The organism is Thermococcus prieurii (genome assembly GCF_054657655.1).
In genome coordinates this window covers 261,032-273,722 of sequence record NZ_BAAHYH010000002.1, presented here as the reverse complement: position 1 = coordinate 273,722, position 12,691 = coordinate 261,032, and the positions used below count along the sequence as shown (strand labels likewise).

The 12,691-nt window shown below is 52.4% G+C and carries 15 protein-coding genes and 1 CRISPR repeat array; of the genes, 7 read left to right on the top strand and 8 right to left on the bottom strand.

Features of this window, described 5'->3' with window-relative positions:
* Nucleotides 1-583: 583 nt before the first annotated feature.
* Nucleotides 584-1,140: direct repeats of the CRISPR family, unit length 28 nt; unit sequence GTTTCAGAACTAGCGTAGCTTTGGAAAC.
* Nucleotides 1,141-1,193: 53 nt separating this feature from the next.
* Entirely contained in the window at nt 1,194-1,484 is a 291-nt protein-coding gene (locus ACYQ04_RS04700) for a DUF3216 domain-containing protein (protein ID WP_460127723.1), read from the bottom strand.
* Nucleotides 1,481-2,245, bottom strand: coding sequence for a YchF/TatD family DNA exonuclease (locus ACYQ04_RS04695; protein ID WP_460127721.1), 765 nt, complete (start codon nt 2,243-2,245; stop codon nt 1,481-1,483). The genes ACYQ04_RS04700 and ACYQ04_RS04695 overlap by 4 nt, the downstream gene beginning before the upstream one ends.
* 69 nt (nt 2,246-2,314) lie before the next feature.
* On the opposite strand from ACYQ04_RS04695, the gene ACYQ04_RS04690 reads away from it, so the two are divergent.
* A complete protein-coding gene (locus tag ACYQ04_RS04690; protein WP_460129876.1) occupies nt 2,315-3,280 on the top strand; it encodes a DUF835 domain-containing protein in 966 nt (321 codons plus the stop codon).
* Here ACYQ04_RS04690 and ACYQ04_RS04685 read toward each other — a convergent pair.
* Nucleotides 3,269-3,517: a DUF504 domain-containing protein gene (locus ACYQ04_RS04685; protein WP_297516532.1), complete on the bottom strand. Its 249-nt coding sequence runs from the start codon at nt 3,515-3,517 to the stop codon at nt 3,269-3,271. The genes ACYQ04_RS04690 and ACYQ04_RS04685 overlap by 12 nt on opposite strands.
* Nucleotides 3,514-4,161: an MBL fold metallo-hydrolase gene (locus ACYQ04_RS04680; protein ID WP_460129874.1), complete on the bottom strand. Its 648-nt coding sequence runs from the start codon at nt 4,159-4,161 to the stop codon at nt 3,514-3,516. Before ACYQ04_RS04680 ends, ACYQ04_RS04685 begins: the two co-directional genes overlap by 4 nt.
* A gap of 247 nt (nt 4,162-4,408) precedes the next feature.
* Here ACYQ04_RS04680 and ACYQ04_RS04675 point away from each other — a divergent pair, with 247 nt between their 5' ends.
* Nucleotides 4,409-5,461 carry a M20/M25/M40 family metallo-hydrolase gene (locus ACYQ04_RS04675; RefSeq protein WP_460127720.1) on the top strand — a complete coding sequence of 351 codons (1,053 nt, stop codon included), beginning with the start codon at nt 4,409-4,411 and terminating at the stop codon, nt 5,459-5,461.
* A gap of 11 nt (nt 5,462-5,472) precedes the next feature.
* Here the strand turns inward: ACYQ04_RS04675 and cas6 are convergent, their stop codons facing one another.
* Complete coding sequence (gene cas6, locus ACYQ04_RS04670; RefSeq protein ID WP_460127718.1) at nt 5,473-6,282, bottom strand: CRISPR-associated endoribonuclease Cas6; 810 nt, start codon at nt 6,280-6,282, stop codon at nt 5,473-5,475.
* Between the two features lie 150 nt (nt 6,283-6,432).
* Nucleotides 6,433-7,131, bottom strand: a complete 699-nt coding sequence (locus ACYQ04_RS04665; protein WP_042689023.1) for an acetate--CoA ligase family protein — start codon at nt 7,129-7,131, stop codon at nt 6,433-6,435.
* 142 nt (nt 7,132-7,273) lie between these two features.
* On the opposite strand from ACYQ04_RS04665, the gene ACYQ04_RS04660 reads away from it, so the two are divergent.
* The gene (locus ACYQ04_RS04660) at nt 7,274-8,542 is read left to right on the top strand and encodes a DUF4139 domain-containing protein (RefSeq protein ID WP_460129872.1); all 1,269 of its coding nucleotides are present in this window, start codon (nt 7,274-7,276) and stop codon (nt 8,540-8,542) included.
* On the opposite strand, the gene ACYQ04_RS04655 is transcribed toward ACYQ04_RS04660, so the two are convergent.
* Together ACYQ04_RS04655 and ACYQ04_RS04650 are read right to left on the bottom strand one after the other, a co-directional pair.
* On the bottom strand, nt 8,539-8,775 hold the full coding sequence (locus tag ACYQ04_RS04655) for a hypothetical protein (RefSeq protein WP_460129870.1): 237 nt from the start codon (nt 8,773-8,775) through the stop codon (nt 8,539-8,541). The two genes, ACYQ04_RS04660 and ACYQ04_RS04655, sit on opposite strands and share 4 nt — an antisense overlap.
* A gap of 47 nt (nt 8,776-8,822) precedes the next feature.
* A complete protein-coding gene (locus ACYQ04_RS04650) occupies nt 8,823-9,620 on the bottom strand; it encodes a DNA integrity scanning protein DisA nucleotide-binding domain protein (RefSeq protein ID WP_460127716.1) in 798 nt (265 codons plus the stop codon).
* 66 nt (nt 9,621-9,686) lie between these two features.
* Here ACYQ04_RS04650 and ACYQ04_RS04645 point away from each other — a divergent pair, with 66 nt between their 5' ends.
* The 4 genes from ACYQ04_RS04645 (at nt 9,687) to ACYQ04_RS04630 (ending at nt 12,662) form a co-directional block, all read left to right on the top strand.
* Nucleotides 9,687-10,238 carry a UbiX family flavin prenyltransferase gene (locus tag ACYQ04_RS04645; RefSeq protein ID WP_460127714.1) on the top strand — a complete coding sequence of 184 codons (552 nt, stop codon included), beginning with the start codon at nt 9,687-9,689 and terminating at the stop codon, nt 10,236-10,238.
* Nucleotides 10,222-10,704 (top strand): Lrp/AsnC family transcriptional regulator, encoded by a 483-nt coding sequence (locus ACYQ04_RS04640; RefSeq protein WP_099210840.1) that lies wholly within the window; start codon nt 10,222-10,224, stop codon nt 10,702-10,704. The genes ACYQ04_RS04645 and ACYQ04_RS04640 overlap by 17 nt, the downstream gene beginning before the upstream one ends.
* A 1-nt stretch (nt 10,705) precedes the next feature.
* Complete coding sequence (cyaB, locus tag ACYQ04_RS04635) at nt 10,706-11,239, top strand: class IV adenylate cyclase (RefSeq protein ID WP_460127712.1); 534 nt, start codon at nt 10,706-10,708, stop codon at nt 11,237-11,239.
* Nucleotides 11,240-11,351: 112 nt separating this feature from the next.
* Entirely contained in the window at nt 11,352-12,662 is a 1,311-nt protein-coding gene (locus tag ACYQ04_RS04630) for an RNA-guided endonuclease InsQ/TnpB family protein (protein WP_460127711.1), read from the top strand.
* Nucleotides 12,663-12,691: the final 29 nt, after the last annotated feature.

The window sequence follows — 12,691 nt, the reverse complement described above, 5'->3', positions numbered from 1 at the left end:
TTCCAAATGTATTCATTATCAACTACCTCCTTACAAGATTTTTTAGCTAGAATGGAGACACAATAACACTTGCTGTTCAATAATTTCTTGTCTGAGCGTTTTAAACTGCAGAAGGTGGTCTGAAAATGCCTGTTCATATTTTACGTTATGTGGAGGTATTAGCATGTACAATTCTGACAAAATAGGCTTTGTCTTCCGTTTTATCCCAATATAAGGTAGTTCCAAAGGATTCTAAATAAAAAAACCGAGATGCGCTGGTTTTCAAAGTTCAAACAAACGAAGAAAGATGACACCTTTTCTCGGATTCTTGCGCTGTTTCCGAGGGGTGCGGTGGGACGAAAACAGCTGACCTATGGACGTTCCGTGAAACACGCTTTGATAAAACCAAAATTGCAAATTCTACGGGTGCTGTTCCTTACTCACCCTGTTCCCTTCAGTAGATTTCCCAGATTGCATTTTTACAATACTTAATGGTCTAAAAAACGGCCTCTAATCTCTCTAAATCCAAAGCATTCAAAGGCGCAAAACTTATATACCAGTTTCACTTTCTCCTTTAATGTCCAAAGGACGAAAAAATCGGACCGTTTCAGAACTAGCGTAGCTTTGGAAACTCAAACTTCTCTGCGTCGGTTGAGAAGCGTATGGTTGAGTTTCAGAACTAGCGTAGCTTTGGAAACACTTTAAAAAGAAGTATGGGTGACAAAAAAAGCTCAATTTTCACCTTGTTTCAGAACTAGCGTAGCTTTGGAAACCTTATATATGAGCAACATTTGTTCTCTGCTGAGGGAACCACCGATAAGTTTCAGAACTAGCGTAGCTTTGGAAACTCCGCTGGGTCGAGCCCGCCCAAAATGCCCCCGATTTCCGGGGGGCGTTTCAGAACTAGCGTAGCTTTGGAAACTATCACCCAACTCGCCATAACACCACCTCCATAGTATTTCAGCAATTTATTGCACACAGTTTCAGAACTAGCGTAGCTTTGGAAACGGAATAAGGAAAGAGAGAAGTCACAAAAGCTCCAGGCGACGAAGAACGTTTCAGAACTAGCGTAGCTTTGGAAACTGCCTCAACACCATTTTTCTCTATAAATATGATTTTGTTTTCAATCTTTAGTTTCAGAACTAGCGTAGCTTTGGAAACTTGGAAACATGGTGGGATGACAAGGATTTAAGAAAAAGCCGGGACTTAGGTCGTTACCGAAGGTTCTGCATCGCCGGCTTCCTGAAGAGCTCGTCGAGCTCCGCCCGCTTGGCCCTGATTTCCTCGTATAAGTCCGCAACCTCACCTTTCCCCGGGTACTTCATCTTCAGTGTCATCAGGAGTCCCTCCAGGAAGCTCAGAATCGAGAGCTTTATGTAGTCCCCGCCTTTCTTGGTCTCAAGACCCTCGTTTAAAGCGATGAATGAGTCCAGCCTTGCGATTAATGCCTCTTCACCGAGTTCCTTCAAAAGCGCCCGAACCTTTTCGGCCTCTTCGACCTTCATGCTTTCACCTCCAGAGCAAAGAACTCGACGGCCTTTTTCTCGGTTTCCCTCTCGACCTCTTCAAACTCCAGCCCCTGGAGCTTGGCTATCCACTCGACCGCAACGCGAACGTTGCACGGGACGTTGCGCTGTCCCTTGAAGGGGCTCATGTATGGACTGTCTGTCTCGGCTAAAAGGTAATCCACATCGATGGCTTCAGCAACCGCCTTAACTTCCGGGATGAAGACTATCCCTGTGTTTATCCCTATGACGTGGTCGTTCTCGGCTATCTCTTTTGCAAGCTCGACGCTCCCGGCGTAGGAGTGGAAGTAGGCCTTAACGCCGGCTTTCTGAACCAGCTCGTAGGCCTCCTCCTCGGCTTCCCTCGCGTGAATAACCACCGGAAGGTCGAGCTCAACGGCCAGCTCAAGGAAGTGCCTGAAGATTTCGCGCTGGTTTTCCCTCTGCGCCTTGTTTTCGGCGTAGTGGTAGTCGAGGCCTATCTCCCCAATGGCGACTATCTCTTTCGAGTGCTCCCTGATGAAATCCTCGACTTTCCTCACCTTCTCCCAGTTGCCCCTGCGCGCTTCGTTCGGGTGGTAGCCGAGGGTCGGAAAGATGAAGCCGAAGTATGGCCTGAGCAGTTCCCAGCTCTTCCAGACGTGGGCCTTCCGGTACTCGGTTATCGAGTCTACCACCGCCCTGAGCTCTTTCCGGCACTCTTCGATAACCTTCGGAGCGTCCTTTTTGTAGAACTCGAAGTGAGCGTGTGCGTCAATCATGCTCCCTCGTTAAGCCGGGAACAGAAAAGCTTTTCCCCTGGTGTGTCCAAGTAACTTTGGGCGTTGGTCATGGAGCGGGACCCGAGTGAGGTAATGAAGGAAATCGTAAATCGTCTGAAAAATCTTTCAGCCAAGGAGTTGCTGAGCTACGCGATTTTCAACGAGAGGGATGAGGTTGAGTACTACGCCGAACTCGCAAAGAGAGCCAAGCGCAGGAGCGTGAAGGTCCTCTTCAGGAAAATGAGCGAGGAAAGCAAGGTTCATGAGAACATGCTTCGCGAGCTCTTCAAAAAGCTCTTCCCCGGTGAGGAGCCCGTGAAGGTGGACGCCCCTCCGGTGGAGGTCTACCCATTCTACCCAGAGTTCGAGAGCGCCGAGGACTACGTCTCAGCCCTGCGCTACTGTATGGAGAGCGAGCTCTTCGCAAAGCAGACCTACGAGCTCCTTGCGAGTGTTGCCCGAGACGAGGAGGTCAGGAAGCTTGCCCTCGACCTCGCGGCGATGGAGCAGGGGCATTACGAGGAGATAAAGCGGGTCTACGACCTTATGGAGGCCTTTGAGCGGAGGCACAGTTCTCCCTGGGAGCTCGACTCCGGAGCTTACCTGCTCACGGACGACACCAAGGTAAGGTACTTCCTCCTCGACTTTCTCGACGAGCCGAAGGAGCTCCTCGCCCTCGTCCGCGAGAATCCCCACCGGTTCGGGGAGTTCATAGAGGGCTCCAGCAGGGTGTTCTGGATTACAAAGACGGACGTGGAGGGTGCCGTTCCCCCAGAACTCCTGCCCGATATGAGGAACGAGCTGTCCCACTTCTTCAGGGAATGCTCGTCGCGGGAACGGCGCGGCGTCGTGTTCCTCCAGAACCTCGGCTACCTCGTCAGCCAGCTCGGCTTCAAGGACACCCTTGACTTCGTTCTCTACGTCAAGGACCTCGCAATCATCAACGACGGCTACCTCATAGTGACGGCGATTCCAGAGGCGTTCGAAAAGAAGGAGTGGGCGATTCTCACGTCGGAGCTTGAGCTAATCTCTTGAGCGCCTCTCCCACACCACTTTCCCGTCTTTCCGGACAACCCGGATTATCCTGTGGTATGGAATCTGCGTCTCGCCGATGAAGAAGTAGCCGTGCCCAAGCTCAATCATCTCGACGGGGATTTTCTTCTCGTTTCCATACGCTCCCCGATGCTCGATGACAATGTAATAGTCCCTCTCGTCTTCCCTCGGGTCGTGCTTAATCTTCGCCAGAACCTCCTTCAGGGAACCCTTCCTCATAGGAACCTCCTCGCGGTTTCTATGTTCCCGCGCCAGTCCTTTATCACCCACCCGTGCCCGGGCAGGCCGAAGTCAACATCAAGCTCCGCCAGCCTCCCGATGCTTCTCTTCAGCTCCTCCCGGTTCCCGGTTGGCAAATCAGTTCTTCCGACGGTTCCATTGAATATCGTGTCTCCGGTGAAGATTAGCTTAACTTCGCCGTCGAGGTAGAGGCAGGAGCTCCCCGCTGTGTGGCCCGGCGTGTGGAAGAGGAGTAGTTTTCTCTTGCCAACCCTTAGATAGTCGCCGTCATTGAGCTTGATGTCAACATTATGCCCCGGAAACCTCTTCCCGTAGGCGTAGTCGAGGATTATCCTTCCATCGGCGCGCTCAAGGACTCCGGCTGTTTTCCTGTGCGAAGCGAAGAGAACCTCGACGCCGAGCCTCTCGAAGAGCGCCTTCATCGCGAGGTTCCCGCCGACGTGGTCGAAGTGCTCGTGGGTGTTGAATATCACGACCTTCCTTAGGCCGTCAAGGTAGCCCTCGCCGAGCCACAGGGAGAAGTAGCGTTCGACGTTTTTGCCCGTGCCCGTGTCGATGATTAAAGCTTCTTTTCCGGAGCGGAAGAGGTAGACGTTGGAGTCCCAGTTAAGGCCCTTTAGCATCACCGTGTTGGGCGGAATCTCGATTGGGAACAGGTCCGGATAGATTACTTCAAGGTTCTCCAAGCTCCCACCTCCAAAAGGGCTCGAGGGGGGACCGCGTCTTCATCTCGGGGGGAGCGAGTCCCCGTCAGGAGGGATGAATCTCTTCATCGCCCGGAGTAGTTTAGGGCGGTGGTTTATAAGGTATTGGTATGGGGCGGGTGAGGGGTTTATAAGCTCACAATCCAAAGCCCATTAGGTGAACCAAATGAAGACCGAGAGAGCGAAGGAGATACTCCTCCAGCTTTTGAAGATACCCTCGCCTTCGGGCCAGGAAGACCGGCTCATGCTCCACATCATGGAGTTCCTGCACAGGCTCGACTACGACGTCAAGATAGAGAGCGACGGCGAGATAATAGACCTCGTCGTGAACCCCGAGGCGGAGCTCTTCTACGAGGTCCACGTTGATACGATACCGATTCGCGCAGAGCCCTTTGTCAGGGGCAACATAATCTACGGCACCGGAGCGAGCGACATCAAGGGCGGTGCGGCCGCGATTCTGCTCATGCTCGAGGAGCTTAGGAAAGAGGGCAAAGACCTCAACGTCGGCATCGTCTTTGTCAGCGACGAGGAACTCGGCGGTCGCGGGAGCGCGCTCTTCATGGAGCGCTACAGGCCCAAGATGGCCGTCGTTCTGGAGCCGACCGACCTTGAGGTCCACATAGCCCACGCAGGCAACATCGAGGCCTACTTCGAGGTGGACGGCAAAGAGGCTCACGGCGCCTGCCCGGAGAGCGGTGTGAACGCCATAGAGGAAACCTACAAGATGCTGGAGGAACTCAAGAAGCTCGAACCATTCAAGGCCAAGGGCGAGTTCTTCGACCCTCACATAGGAATTCAGGAGCTCGTCTGCGAGAACCCCGTCTATTTAATCCCTGCCCTGTGCAAGGGAAGGCTCGAGGCGAGGCTCCTGCCGGAGCAGGAGGTCGAGGACGTTCTGGATTTAATGGACCCGATACTCGACGAGTACACCAAGAGCTACGAGTACACCGAGATATGGGACGGCTACAGACTTGAGCCCGACGAGGAGATAGTCCAGCTGGCCAAGAAGGCGATGGACTGGACGGGCCTCGACGAGTTCGGCGGAATGAGGAGCTGGACGGACGCGATAAACTTCATGTACAACGGAACGAGGACGATAGTCTTCGGCCCCGGCAACCTCGACATCTCGCACACCAAGTTCGAGCGCATAGACGTCAGGGACGTCGTTACCGCCAGCGAGTTCCTCAAGGCCCTCAACGAGATTTACGGTGGAAGTTAGAGTATCCTGCACTATCCTGCTATGGAGCTCTCGCCTTTGCGGACCGGTAAAACGTTACTCTGAGACGCTTTTCCTCGCCCCGCCTTTCCTTTACCGTCCCCAACCTTCACCATCCCGAAGCCCACTGAATTCTTCTCTCCGAAACCAACGAGGTAACCAACCCGGAGGAGCTCCTCGCTCCCCCTCGCCCTGAATATCAAGTGCCAGGCGCGCTGGAAGATTCCGGGTTTGACTTGGATGCGTTTTGGCTTTGCAAGGAGAACTTTGAACTCGAGGTCCCTCTCATCGGGGAGTGTCCCGTAGAGGGCCGTGTACTTCTCCATCAGGTTCTCGACTATATTCTCGTAGAACTCTGGCTCCGTTGGGTTGAGGTCGTAGCGTTTTACTCTCCCAAGCTCCTGTCTCAGTGTCGTCACCGCTATGGGGGAAAGGGTTATCATCTTTTTTCCGCTGAACCTCTTTGGTTCGGCTATTGATTTAACGCTCTCGACCGTGAAGCGCTCCCCCCAAAGGGTGACCTCCGGCTCCTGGAGGAGTCCTCCGAGAAACGCCTCCGCTATCTCTGGGACGGCAGTGGAGAAGTAGAAGTAGCCCCTACCGTAGCCATAGAAGTAGGGCTTGCCGTATTCAAACTCACGCCTCTCGGCCATGAAGAGGGAGAACGTGAAGAACTTGGGGACTTTTGGGTTGTGTAGCCTTAAGCTGAGCTCCGGATTGGTACGCTGGACCCTCCTGTATATCAATCCCTGAAGGTAGTGCAGATGATTAAACGGTACCTTGAAAGGTTCACTCTCGGGTGTTAGCCGTATTGCAAATCTCAAAGTATCACCTCACGTACTATTTGGTTAAGGAATTACCATTGTAGGATGAATTTTAGAATTTATAAAGTTTTCCAGAAATTGTAGAATCTACAACGAAGCTGCACGGAGGTTATCCAAAGAGTTAGGTAGAAGGTAAAAAGAGAGGAAACTTCAAAGAAGCATCCTCGCGTCGACGGCAACGGCGCCGTCCTCGTAGGCGAAAATCGGGTTGATATCGAGCTCCTTAATCTCGGGAAGCTCAAGGGCAAGCTCGCCGACCTTGACGATGATGTCAGCCAGGGCCTCGATGTCCACCGGCTTCTCACCGCGAGCTCCGGCGAGAATCGGGTAGGCCTTGATTTCCTTAATCATCTCAAGGGCTTCCTCCTTGGTAATCGGGGCGACGCGGAAGGAAACGTCCTTGAGAATCTCGACGAAGATTCCACCGAGACCGAACATTATGGCCGGGCCGAACTGCGGGTCGCGTATCATACCGACTATGACTTCCTTGCCGAGCGGGAGCATCTTGTAGATTATGACGCCCCAGAGGTCGGCGTCGGGCTTGTACTTCTTGGCGTTCTCCATGATGGTCCTAAAGGCCTCTCTGGCTTCCTCATCGTTCTTGATGTTGACCTTAACACCGCCGGCGTCGCTCTTGTGGATAATCTGCGGAGAAACGATTTTCATGACGACGGGGTAGCCGATTTCACGGGCGAACTTTACAGCTTCTTCCTCGTTGGTCGCGACCTTGAAGTCCGGAACCGGGACGCCGTAAAGGCGGAGTATCTCCTTCGCCTCGGGCTCAACGAGTGGCCTGTTCTCGGCCTTGGCCTTCTCGATTATCTTCCTTGCCTCTTCGACACGGCTCATCTCAATCACCTCGTAAGCTTGACGTTTATCACTCAGAGGGGAAGGTTAAAAGGGTTTCCATTTGCAAAGTTTTGGTTCAAGCCCGGTTGAAGCCGTGCGAGGCTATAAATAGGACAAAGGCCAAAGTTAATTGGTGAACAATATGAAGAAAAGGTTCTTTCCCTTGGTCGTTTCGCTCGTTGTCATTGTTCTCGTTGCCCTCTCCTTCCAGGGTGAGAAGGCCTCGACGAGCGACGTTACGGTTGCACTCTACAGCTCGGCGAGCGTTGGGATCGTCGAGCGAACCTTCGAGGTGGAGCTGAAGGCCGGGATAAACGAGGTCCCGCTGAAGGAGCTTTCGGGCCTGAACCTGGCGGAGGTGAGCGTCAGACCCCTAGACGACGGCGTCTCGGTCATGGGCCTCTTCGGTAGCGGTGAGAGCAGGGTCGGAAGCGACGTCGAGGTCGGCCTGAAGAACGGGAAGGTCATAGCAGGGAAATACCTCGGAACCCGGGACGGAAAAATAGCGGTCGAGGGAGACGGTTACTACCTGATAAACCCGAACGAGGTCGCCTACTTCAAAACGAAGGACCTCGGGGGGTCAAGCGTTTACGCCGTCCTCAGGTCGGAGAAGGCCGGGAAGTTCAGGGTGAGCGTCACCTACCGCGTCTCCGGGATAAGCTGGGAGAGCAGGTACAGGCTCTACCTTGGCGACCAGGCCGAGCTCAGGGGTTACGTTGTCATAAAGAATCCCACCGACAGGGAGTTCAGCGATGCCAAAGTTCTCCTCGTCGCTGGAGACGTCAACTTTTACTCCACCTACTCACAGCCGAGGACCCTCTACGCTAAGGCCGGGGAAACGAGCGAGGTAACGGTTGGCTCGCCGGAGAAGGTCGAAGCCTTCTACCTCTACCGCCTCGGCGTTGCGGACATCAAAGCGGGGAGCACGATGGTTTACCCCTACGTCGAGCTGAAGGCTCCGTTCACGAGGGAGTACCTCTACGAGAGCTGGGCCTACAGCGGTGAGAGACCCGTCTACGAGTCGATTTCCTTCAAGACGGATAAAGTCCTTCCAGCTGGAACCGTGGAGATTTTCAAGGAAACCCGGGATGGGGAGCTCTTCATGGGCGAGTCGAGAATCGGGCACACGCCGAAGGGTGATACCGTCAGGATAGGCATCGGCAGGGACTACGAGCTCAGGGGCACCACGACCGTCCTCGAGCGGAGCGACGATGGAAAACAATACAAAATCAGGATAACCCTTCAGAACTTCGGGAACGACACGAAAACCGTCATCGTCAGGCACCACAAGTGGGGTAAGGTGACCTACGCCAGCCTTCAGCCCCTCGACGAGACGGCCGACTACGTCGAGTTCTCGGTGACCCTGAAGCCCGGGGAAAAGAGGGAGATAACCTTCGAGTACGGGAGTTAGCTCTTCCGTAGGGTTATCTCGAAGCTCTTATCCCCTTTTGTCACGTCCATGACGAGGCTCTTGTCGTAGTCTATGAACTTCGTGCCCACGACGTTGTAGCCCTCCTTCCTGAGGAAGTCGGCCATCTTGAGCCCGAGGTCGTCGAAGAACTCGGCCGCCATCGTGGCCAGGCTCGGCTCCTTTATCCCAAGCTCGTCGTGATACCTCCTCGCCAGCTCAAAAACGTCGCTCATGATGACCACCGACATGAATAACTCGTTAACACATAAAATCCTTACCCTCAATAGCTGAGCCTTGGGTTGTACTCGAGGAGCATGAGGCCGTTCTTGAAAATCCTTATCGTCCCGCTCTCCGAGAGGCTTATGGCCATTGCCTTCGTCAGCTTGGTTATTCCGGCGGCCGCGATGTGCCTGCTTCCCAGGCCAGGCGGGAGCATCAAATCTATTACCTTAGGTTCGACCTCGAGATACCTCCCGGCCGAGACTATCCGTCCGTCCTCCCTTATGACGAACGCACCGTCGAGCTGGGCGAACTCCTTTATTATCTCTTTACTGTTCCTGTCGAGGACGTTTATCTTGTGGCCCTTGAACGGGTTTGGAATGAGCTGGTGTGAGTGCTTTAGAACCCTCCTCGTGTCGCCGATAACGAATATCGTCCCGACAGGCGTCCCCTCTCTGCCTTCTATGCTGAGCTCGATTGCAATCTCCAGCATCCTCTGAAGGACGCTTTGGTTCTGGGCAAAGAAGCTCTTCATGGCCGAGATTCCTTTCTTGACAGTCTTGACTCCTATTGAGTTCTCGGTAACGTAAACGAAGGAATCTCCCTCACTTACGATGTTGTGCTCCAGGAGAAACGCGGAGAGGAGGTTGAGAACGTTGTTGAGGTCGAGGTTCTGGGGAATGGACACCCTCTTCACTTTCTCGTCCTCAACGTCGAAGGAGGACCCGACGAGAACGACGGGCAGGTCAGTTGCAGGCACGTTCTCGTCCTCAATCTCCTCCATTATTACAATTGCCTTGGCTCCGAGTTTCTTCGCTATCTCAAAGGCGCTCTCAATGAGAACTGGGGGTATCTTCATGGTACCTCAACGTTTTTCGGCCAAAAAGGTATAAAAAGGTAGCGGGGAAACCGGAACGGTGGTGGCATGAGAGTAGTGGTTGCAATAACCGGCGCGAGTGGAACAGTTTATGGAACCCGGCTCTCCGAAGTTCTTCGGAAACTTGGCCACGAGGTGATTCTTCTCGCAACGGAAACAGGGATAAAGGTTGCCCGCCACGAGCTCGGCGTTGAACTCAAGCCGGATTACCCAGAGGACGACCTCTTCGCTCCCACGGCATCGGGTTCGTATCCCTTTGACGCAATGGTGGTCGCCCCCTGTTCGATGAAGACTCTTTCAGCGATAGCGAACGGTTACGCCGATAACCTGATAACCAGGACCGCGGACGTTGCGTTGAAGGAAAGACGAAAGCTCGTGCTCCTCATTAGGGAGACACCACTTAACTCCATTCACATTGAGAATATGCTTAAGGCAAGCAGGGCAGGCGCAATTGTTATGCCAGCATCCCCTGGATTTTACACAAAGCCCAAAACTGTGGATGATATAATAAACTTTATAATCGGCAAAATCTTAGATATTCTGGAAATCAAACATGATATTTACCAGCGCTGGGGGATTCCCCATGGTACAGTTGGATGACCTTGATAGGGCAATACTCAGACTCCTCAAGGAGGACGCTCGCCTGACGATATCCGAGATAGCGGAGAGGTTAAATAGGCCAGAATCAACCATACACTTTAGAATCAAAAAGCTCCTGGAACGAGGTGTAATCGAGCGGTACACGATTATCCTAGGTGATTCACTTCGTCCAAAGGCAGTGGCGCTGATTTACATTCAGGCCGAGACGCCAATCATCGAGGACTTCCTTGAGAAGTACATCAGCTACATCATGAAAACACTCTCCATTCTCCCCAACGTTCTTGCAGTCGCGAGGAGCGGTAAGGACAGCGTCATCGCGCTGGTCGGTGAGGAGAGCGAGGATAAACTCAACAAGTTCATAGACGAGACGATAAAGGTTCTACCAACGCTGAAGCGTGTGGAAGTGATTCCACTACAGGACTTCGTCAAAGGCGAGGATTTGATAGGTTTCCTCGTGAGGGTCTGAGATGGAGATTGAGGTGAAGTTCAGGGTTGATTTTGAGGAAGCAAAGCAAAAAATCGAGTCCCTTGGGGCCCTCTTTGTCAGGGAGGAGCTCCAGGAGGACGTTTATTTCTCCCTACCCCTTCCAAAGCTCCTCCGCGTGAGGAAGCTCGAAAACCTCGGGAAGGCCTTTCTCACATACAAGGAAATCAAGGATTTGGGCAGGAACGAGGAGTTCGACGAGCTCGAGGTCGAGGTCTCGGACTTCGACACAACCGTCGAGATTCTCAAGCGCCTCGGCTTCGAGAAAGACATCGTCGTGAGGAAGAGGAGACTCGTCTACCGCCTGGGCGATGTCACCTTTGAGCTCAACGACGTTGAAGGCCTCGGCGGTTTCCTCGACATAGAGGTCATCTCAGATGACGTTGAAGAGGCGAAGAAGAAAATCTGGGAAGTTGCAAAGCTCCTCGGCCTGAGCGAAAGCGATGTGGAGCCGAGGCTTTACCAGGAGCTCATGAGAGAAGCCATGAGAAACGAGAAGAAGGATGAAAAAAGCTGACCTTTCTTTTCACAAGCCTCGCCCTTCAGGGCGGGGTAGAGTATTCTGCAAATTAGCCATTAATCAGGAAAGCAACCTTTTTTAAAGCCCAAAAACCACACCATACTTTGAAATGAAGCGAACAGTAACAGTAAAACTTCAACCCTCAAAGGAGCAGGAGAAAATTCTCTTTGAGTTAGCCTACGCTACAGCAATAGTCTGGAACAAACTCAACTATCAGAGACTAAAACAGTTCAAAGAATTCGGCAAAATCGATTTTAATGGAACGGAAAAAGAGGCTTATCACGAGTTCAAAAACTGGATTGGTGGTTCGACAGTCCAGCAATTAGCCAGAAAGAACGCCGAAGCGTGGAGAAGTTTCTTCTCACTCAACAGAAAGAAAAAGAAGGGTGAACTTCCCGAGTGGTTCAAGCCAAGACCACCGAAATTCATTAGGGAAAAGAACGGTAGAAAACTCTTCATAATCCTCCTCAGGAACGACCAGTATCAGGTTAAGGGAAATGCTCTTGAATTGAGAAGACTTGGCAAATTTGGAAAACTCGAAATCCAGTTCAAGGGGCGAATTCACCTGAGGGGCAAACAGGGACGATTGGAAATCACTTACGACCCCGTTAAGCGTAAATGGTATGCCCACATCAGCTTTACGGTTGAGGAAAAACTTGAAGGCGAAGAATGGGTGAGCATTCCAAGGCAACATAAAGGAAATCTCTCGGCTGGCATCGACCTTGGAGTAAACAATCTCATGGCAGTTTACGTGGAGAACGGAGAGAGCTTCCTCGTGAATGGAAGAGCACTTAAAAGCATTGACTTCTACTGGAGGAAGAAGATAGCTGAATACCAGTCGAAAATCGACAAATCTGGAGCTAAAACGAGTAGGAAACTCAGGAGAATGCACGATAAAGCGAAACTACAAGCCAAGCACTACATTAACACTGCCGTTAGACAGACGGTTAAGAAGCTCTACGATTTGGGTGTTTCTAAAATCGTGGTTGGCTATCCAAAAGGAATCGCCAGAAACTCTGGTAAGGGCAAAAGGCAGAATTTTATCCTCTCCCACATTTGGAGATTCAATTACCTCATTAAACGTCTTACTGAAGTTGCTGAGGAGTATGGCATTCAAGTTGTTGTAGTTGACGAGGCTTTCACATCTCGGGTTTGCCCCCTCTGTGGCCAACGTCATAAGAATGCTCGTTTTGTTAGGGGTTTATTCAAGTGCCACAGGGGGGGCGTTGTTATGAATGCGGACTTAGTTGGTGCCTTCAATATTTTGAAAAAGGCCGTAAAAACCATAACCCCGAGCCTTCCTGCTCTTGCAGGAGGTAGGGGTAACAGGGGCAAGACCGTCCCAGAGGGGTCGAAGGCCCACGTTATCTTGGGTCTAAATGAGACCCCTCAAACCTCCCTGCCGTTGGCGAGGGGTTAAGCCGAACCCTCGCCTTGGCAGGGGAGGAG

What these genes read in the sequence shown, in the direction of transcription:
- ACYQ04_RS04700 (WP_460127723.1), bottom strand. Translation starts at nt 1,484, where the DNA reads ATGAAGGTCGAAGAGGCCGAAAAGGTTCGGGCGCTTTTGAAGGAACTC.
- ACYQ04_RS04695 (WP_460127721.1), bottom strand. Translation starts at nt 2,245, where the DNA reads ATGATTGACGCACACGCTCACTTCGAGTTCTACAAAAAGGACGCTCCG.
- ACYQ04_RS04690 (WP_460129876.1), top strand. Translation starts at nt 2,315, where the DNA reads ATGGAGCGGGACCCGAGTGAGGTAATGAAGGAAATCGTAAATCGTCTG.
- ACYQ04_RS04685 (WP_297516532.1), bottom strand. Translation starts at nt 3,517, where the DNA reads ATGAGGAAGGGTTCCCTGAAGGAGGTTCTGGCGAAGATTAAGCACGAC.
- ACYQ04_RS04680 (WP_460129874.1), bottom strand. Translation starts at nt 4,161, where the DNA reads ATGCTAAAGGGCCTTAACTGGGACTCCAACGTCTACCTCTTCCGCTCC.
- ACYQ04_RS04675 (WP_460127720.1), top strand. Translation starts at nt 4,409, where the DNA reads ATGAAGACCGAGAGAGCGAAGGAGATACTCCTCCAGCTTTTGAAGATA.
- ACYQ04_RS04665 (WP_042689023.1), bottom strand. Translation starts at nt 7,131, where the DNA reads ATGAGCCGTGTCGAAGAGGCAAGGAAGATAATCGAGAAGGCCAAGGCC.
- ACYQ04_RS04660 (WP_460129872.1), top strand. Translation starts at nt 7,274, where the DNA reads ATGAAGAAAAGGTTCTTTCCCTTGGTCGTTTCGCTCGTTGTCATTGTT.
- ACYQ04_RS04655 (WP_460129870.1), bottom strand. Translation starts at nt 8,775, where the DNA reads ATGAGCGACGTTTTTGAGCTGGCGAGGAGGTATCACGACGAGCTTGGG.
- ACYQ04_RS04650 (WP_460127716.1), bottom strand. Translation starts at nt 9,620, where the DNA reads ATGAAGATACCCCCAGTTCTCATTGAGAGCGCCTTTGAGATAGCGAAG.
- ACYQ04_RS04645 (WP_460127714.1), top strand. Translation starts at nt 9,687, where the DNA reads ATGAGAGTAGTGGTTGCAATAACCGGCGCGAGTGGAACAGTTTATGGA.
- ACYQ04_RS04640 (WP_099210840.1), top strand. Translation starts at nt 10,222, where the DNA reads ATGGTACAGTTGGATGACCTTGATAGGGCAATACTCAGACTCCTCAAG.
- cyaB (WP_460127712.1), top strand. Translation starts at nt 10,706, where the DNA reads ATGGAGATTGAGGTGAAGTTCAGGGTTGATTTTGAGGAAGCAAAGCAA.
- ACYQ04_RS04630 (WP_460127711.1), top strand. Translation starts at nt 11,352, where the DNA reads ATGAAGCGAACAGTAACAGTAAAACTTCAACCCTCAAAGGAGCAGGAG.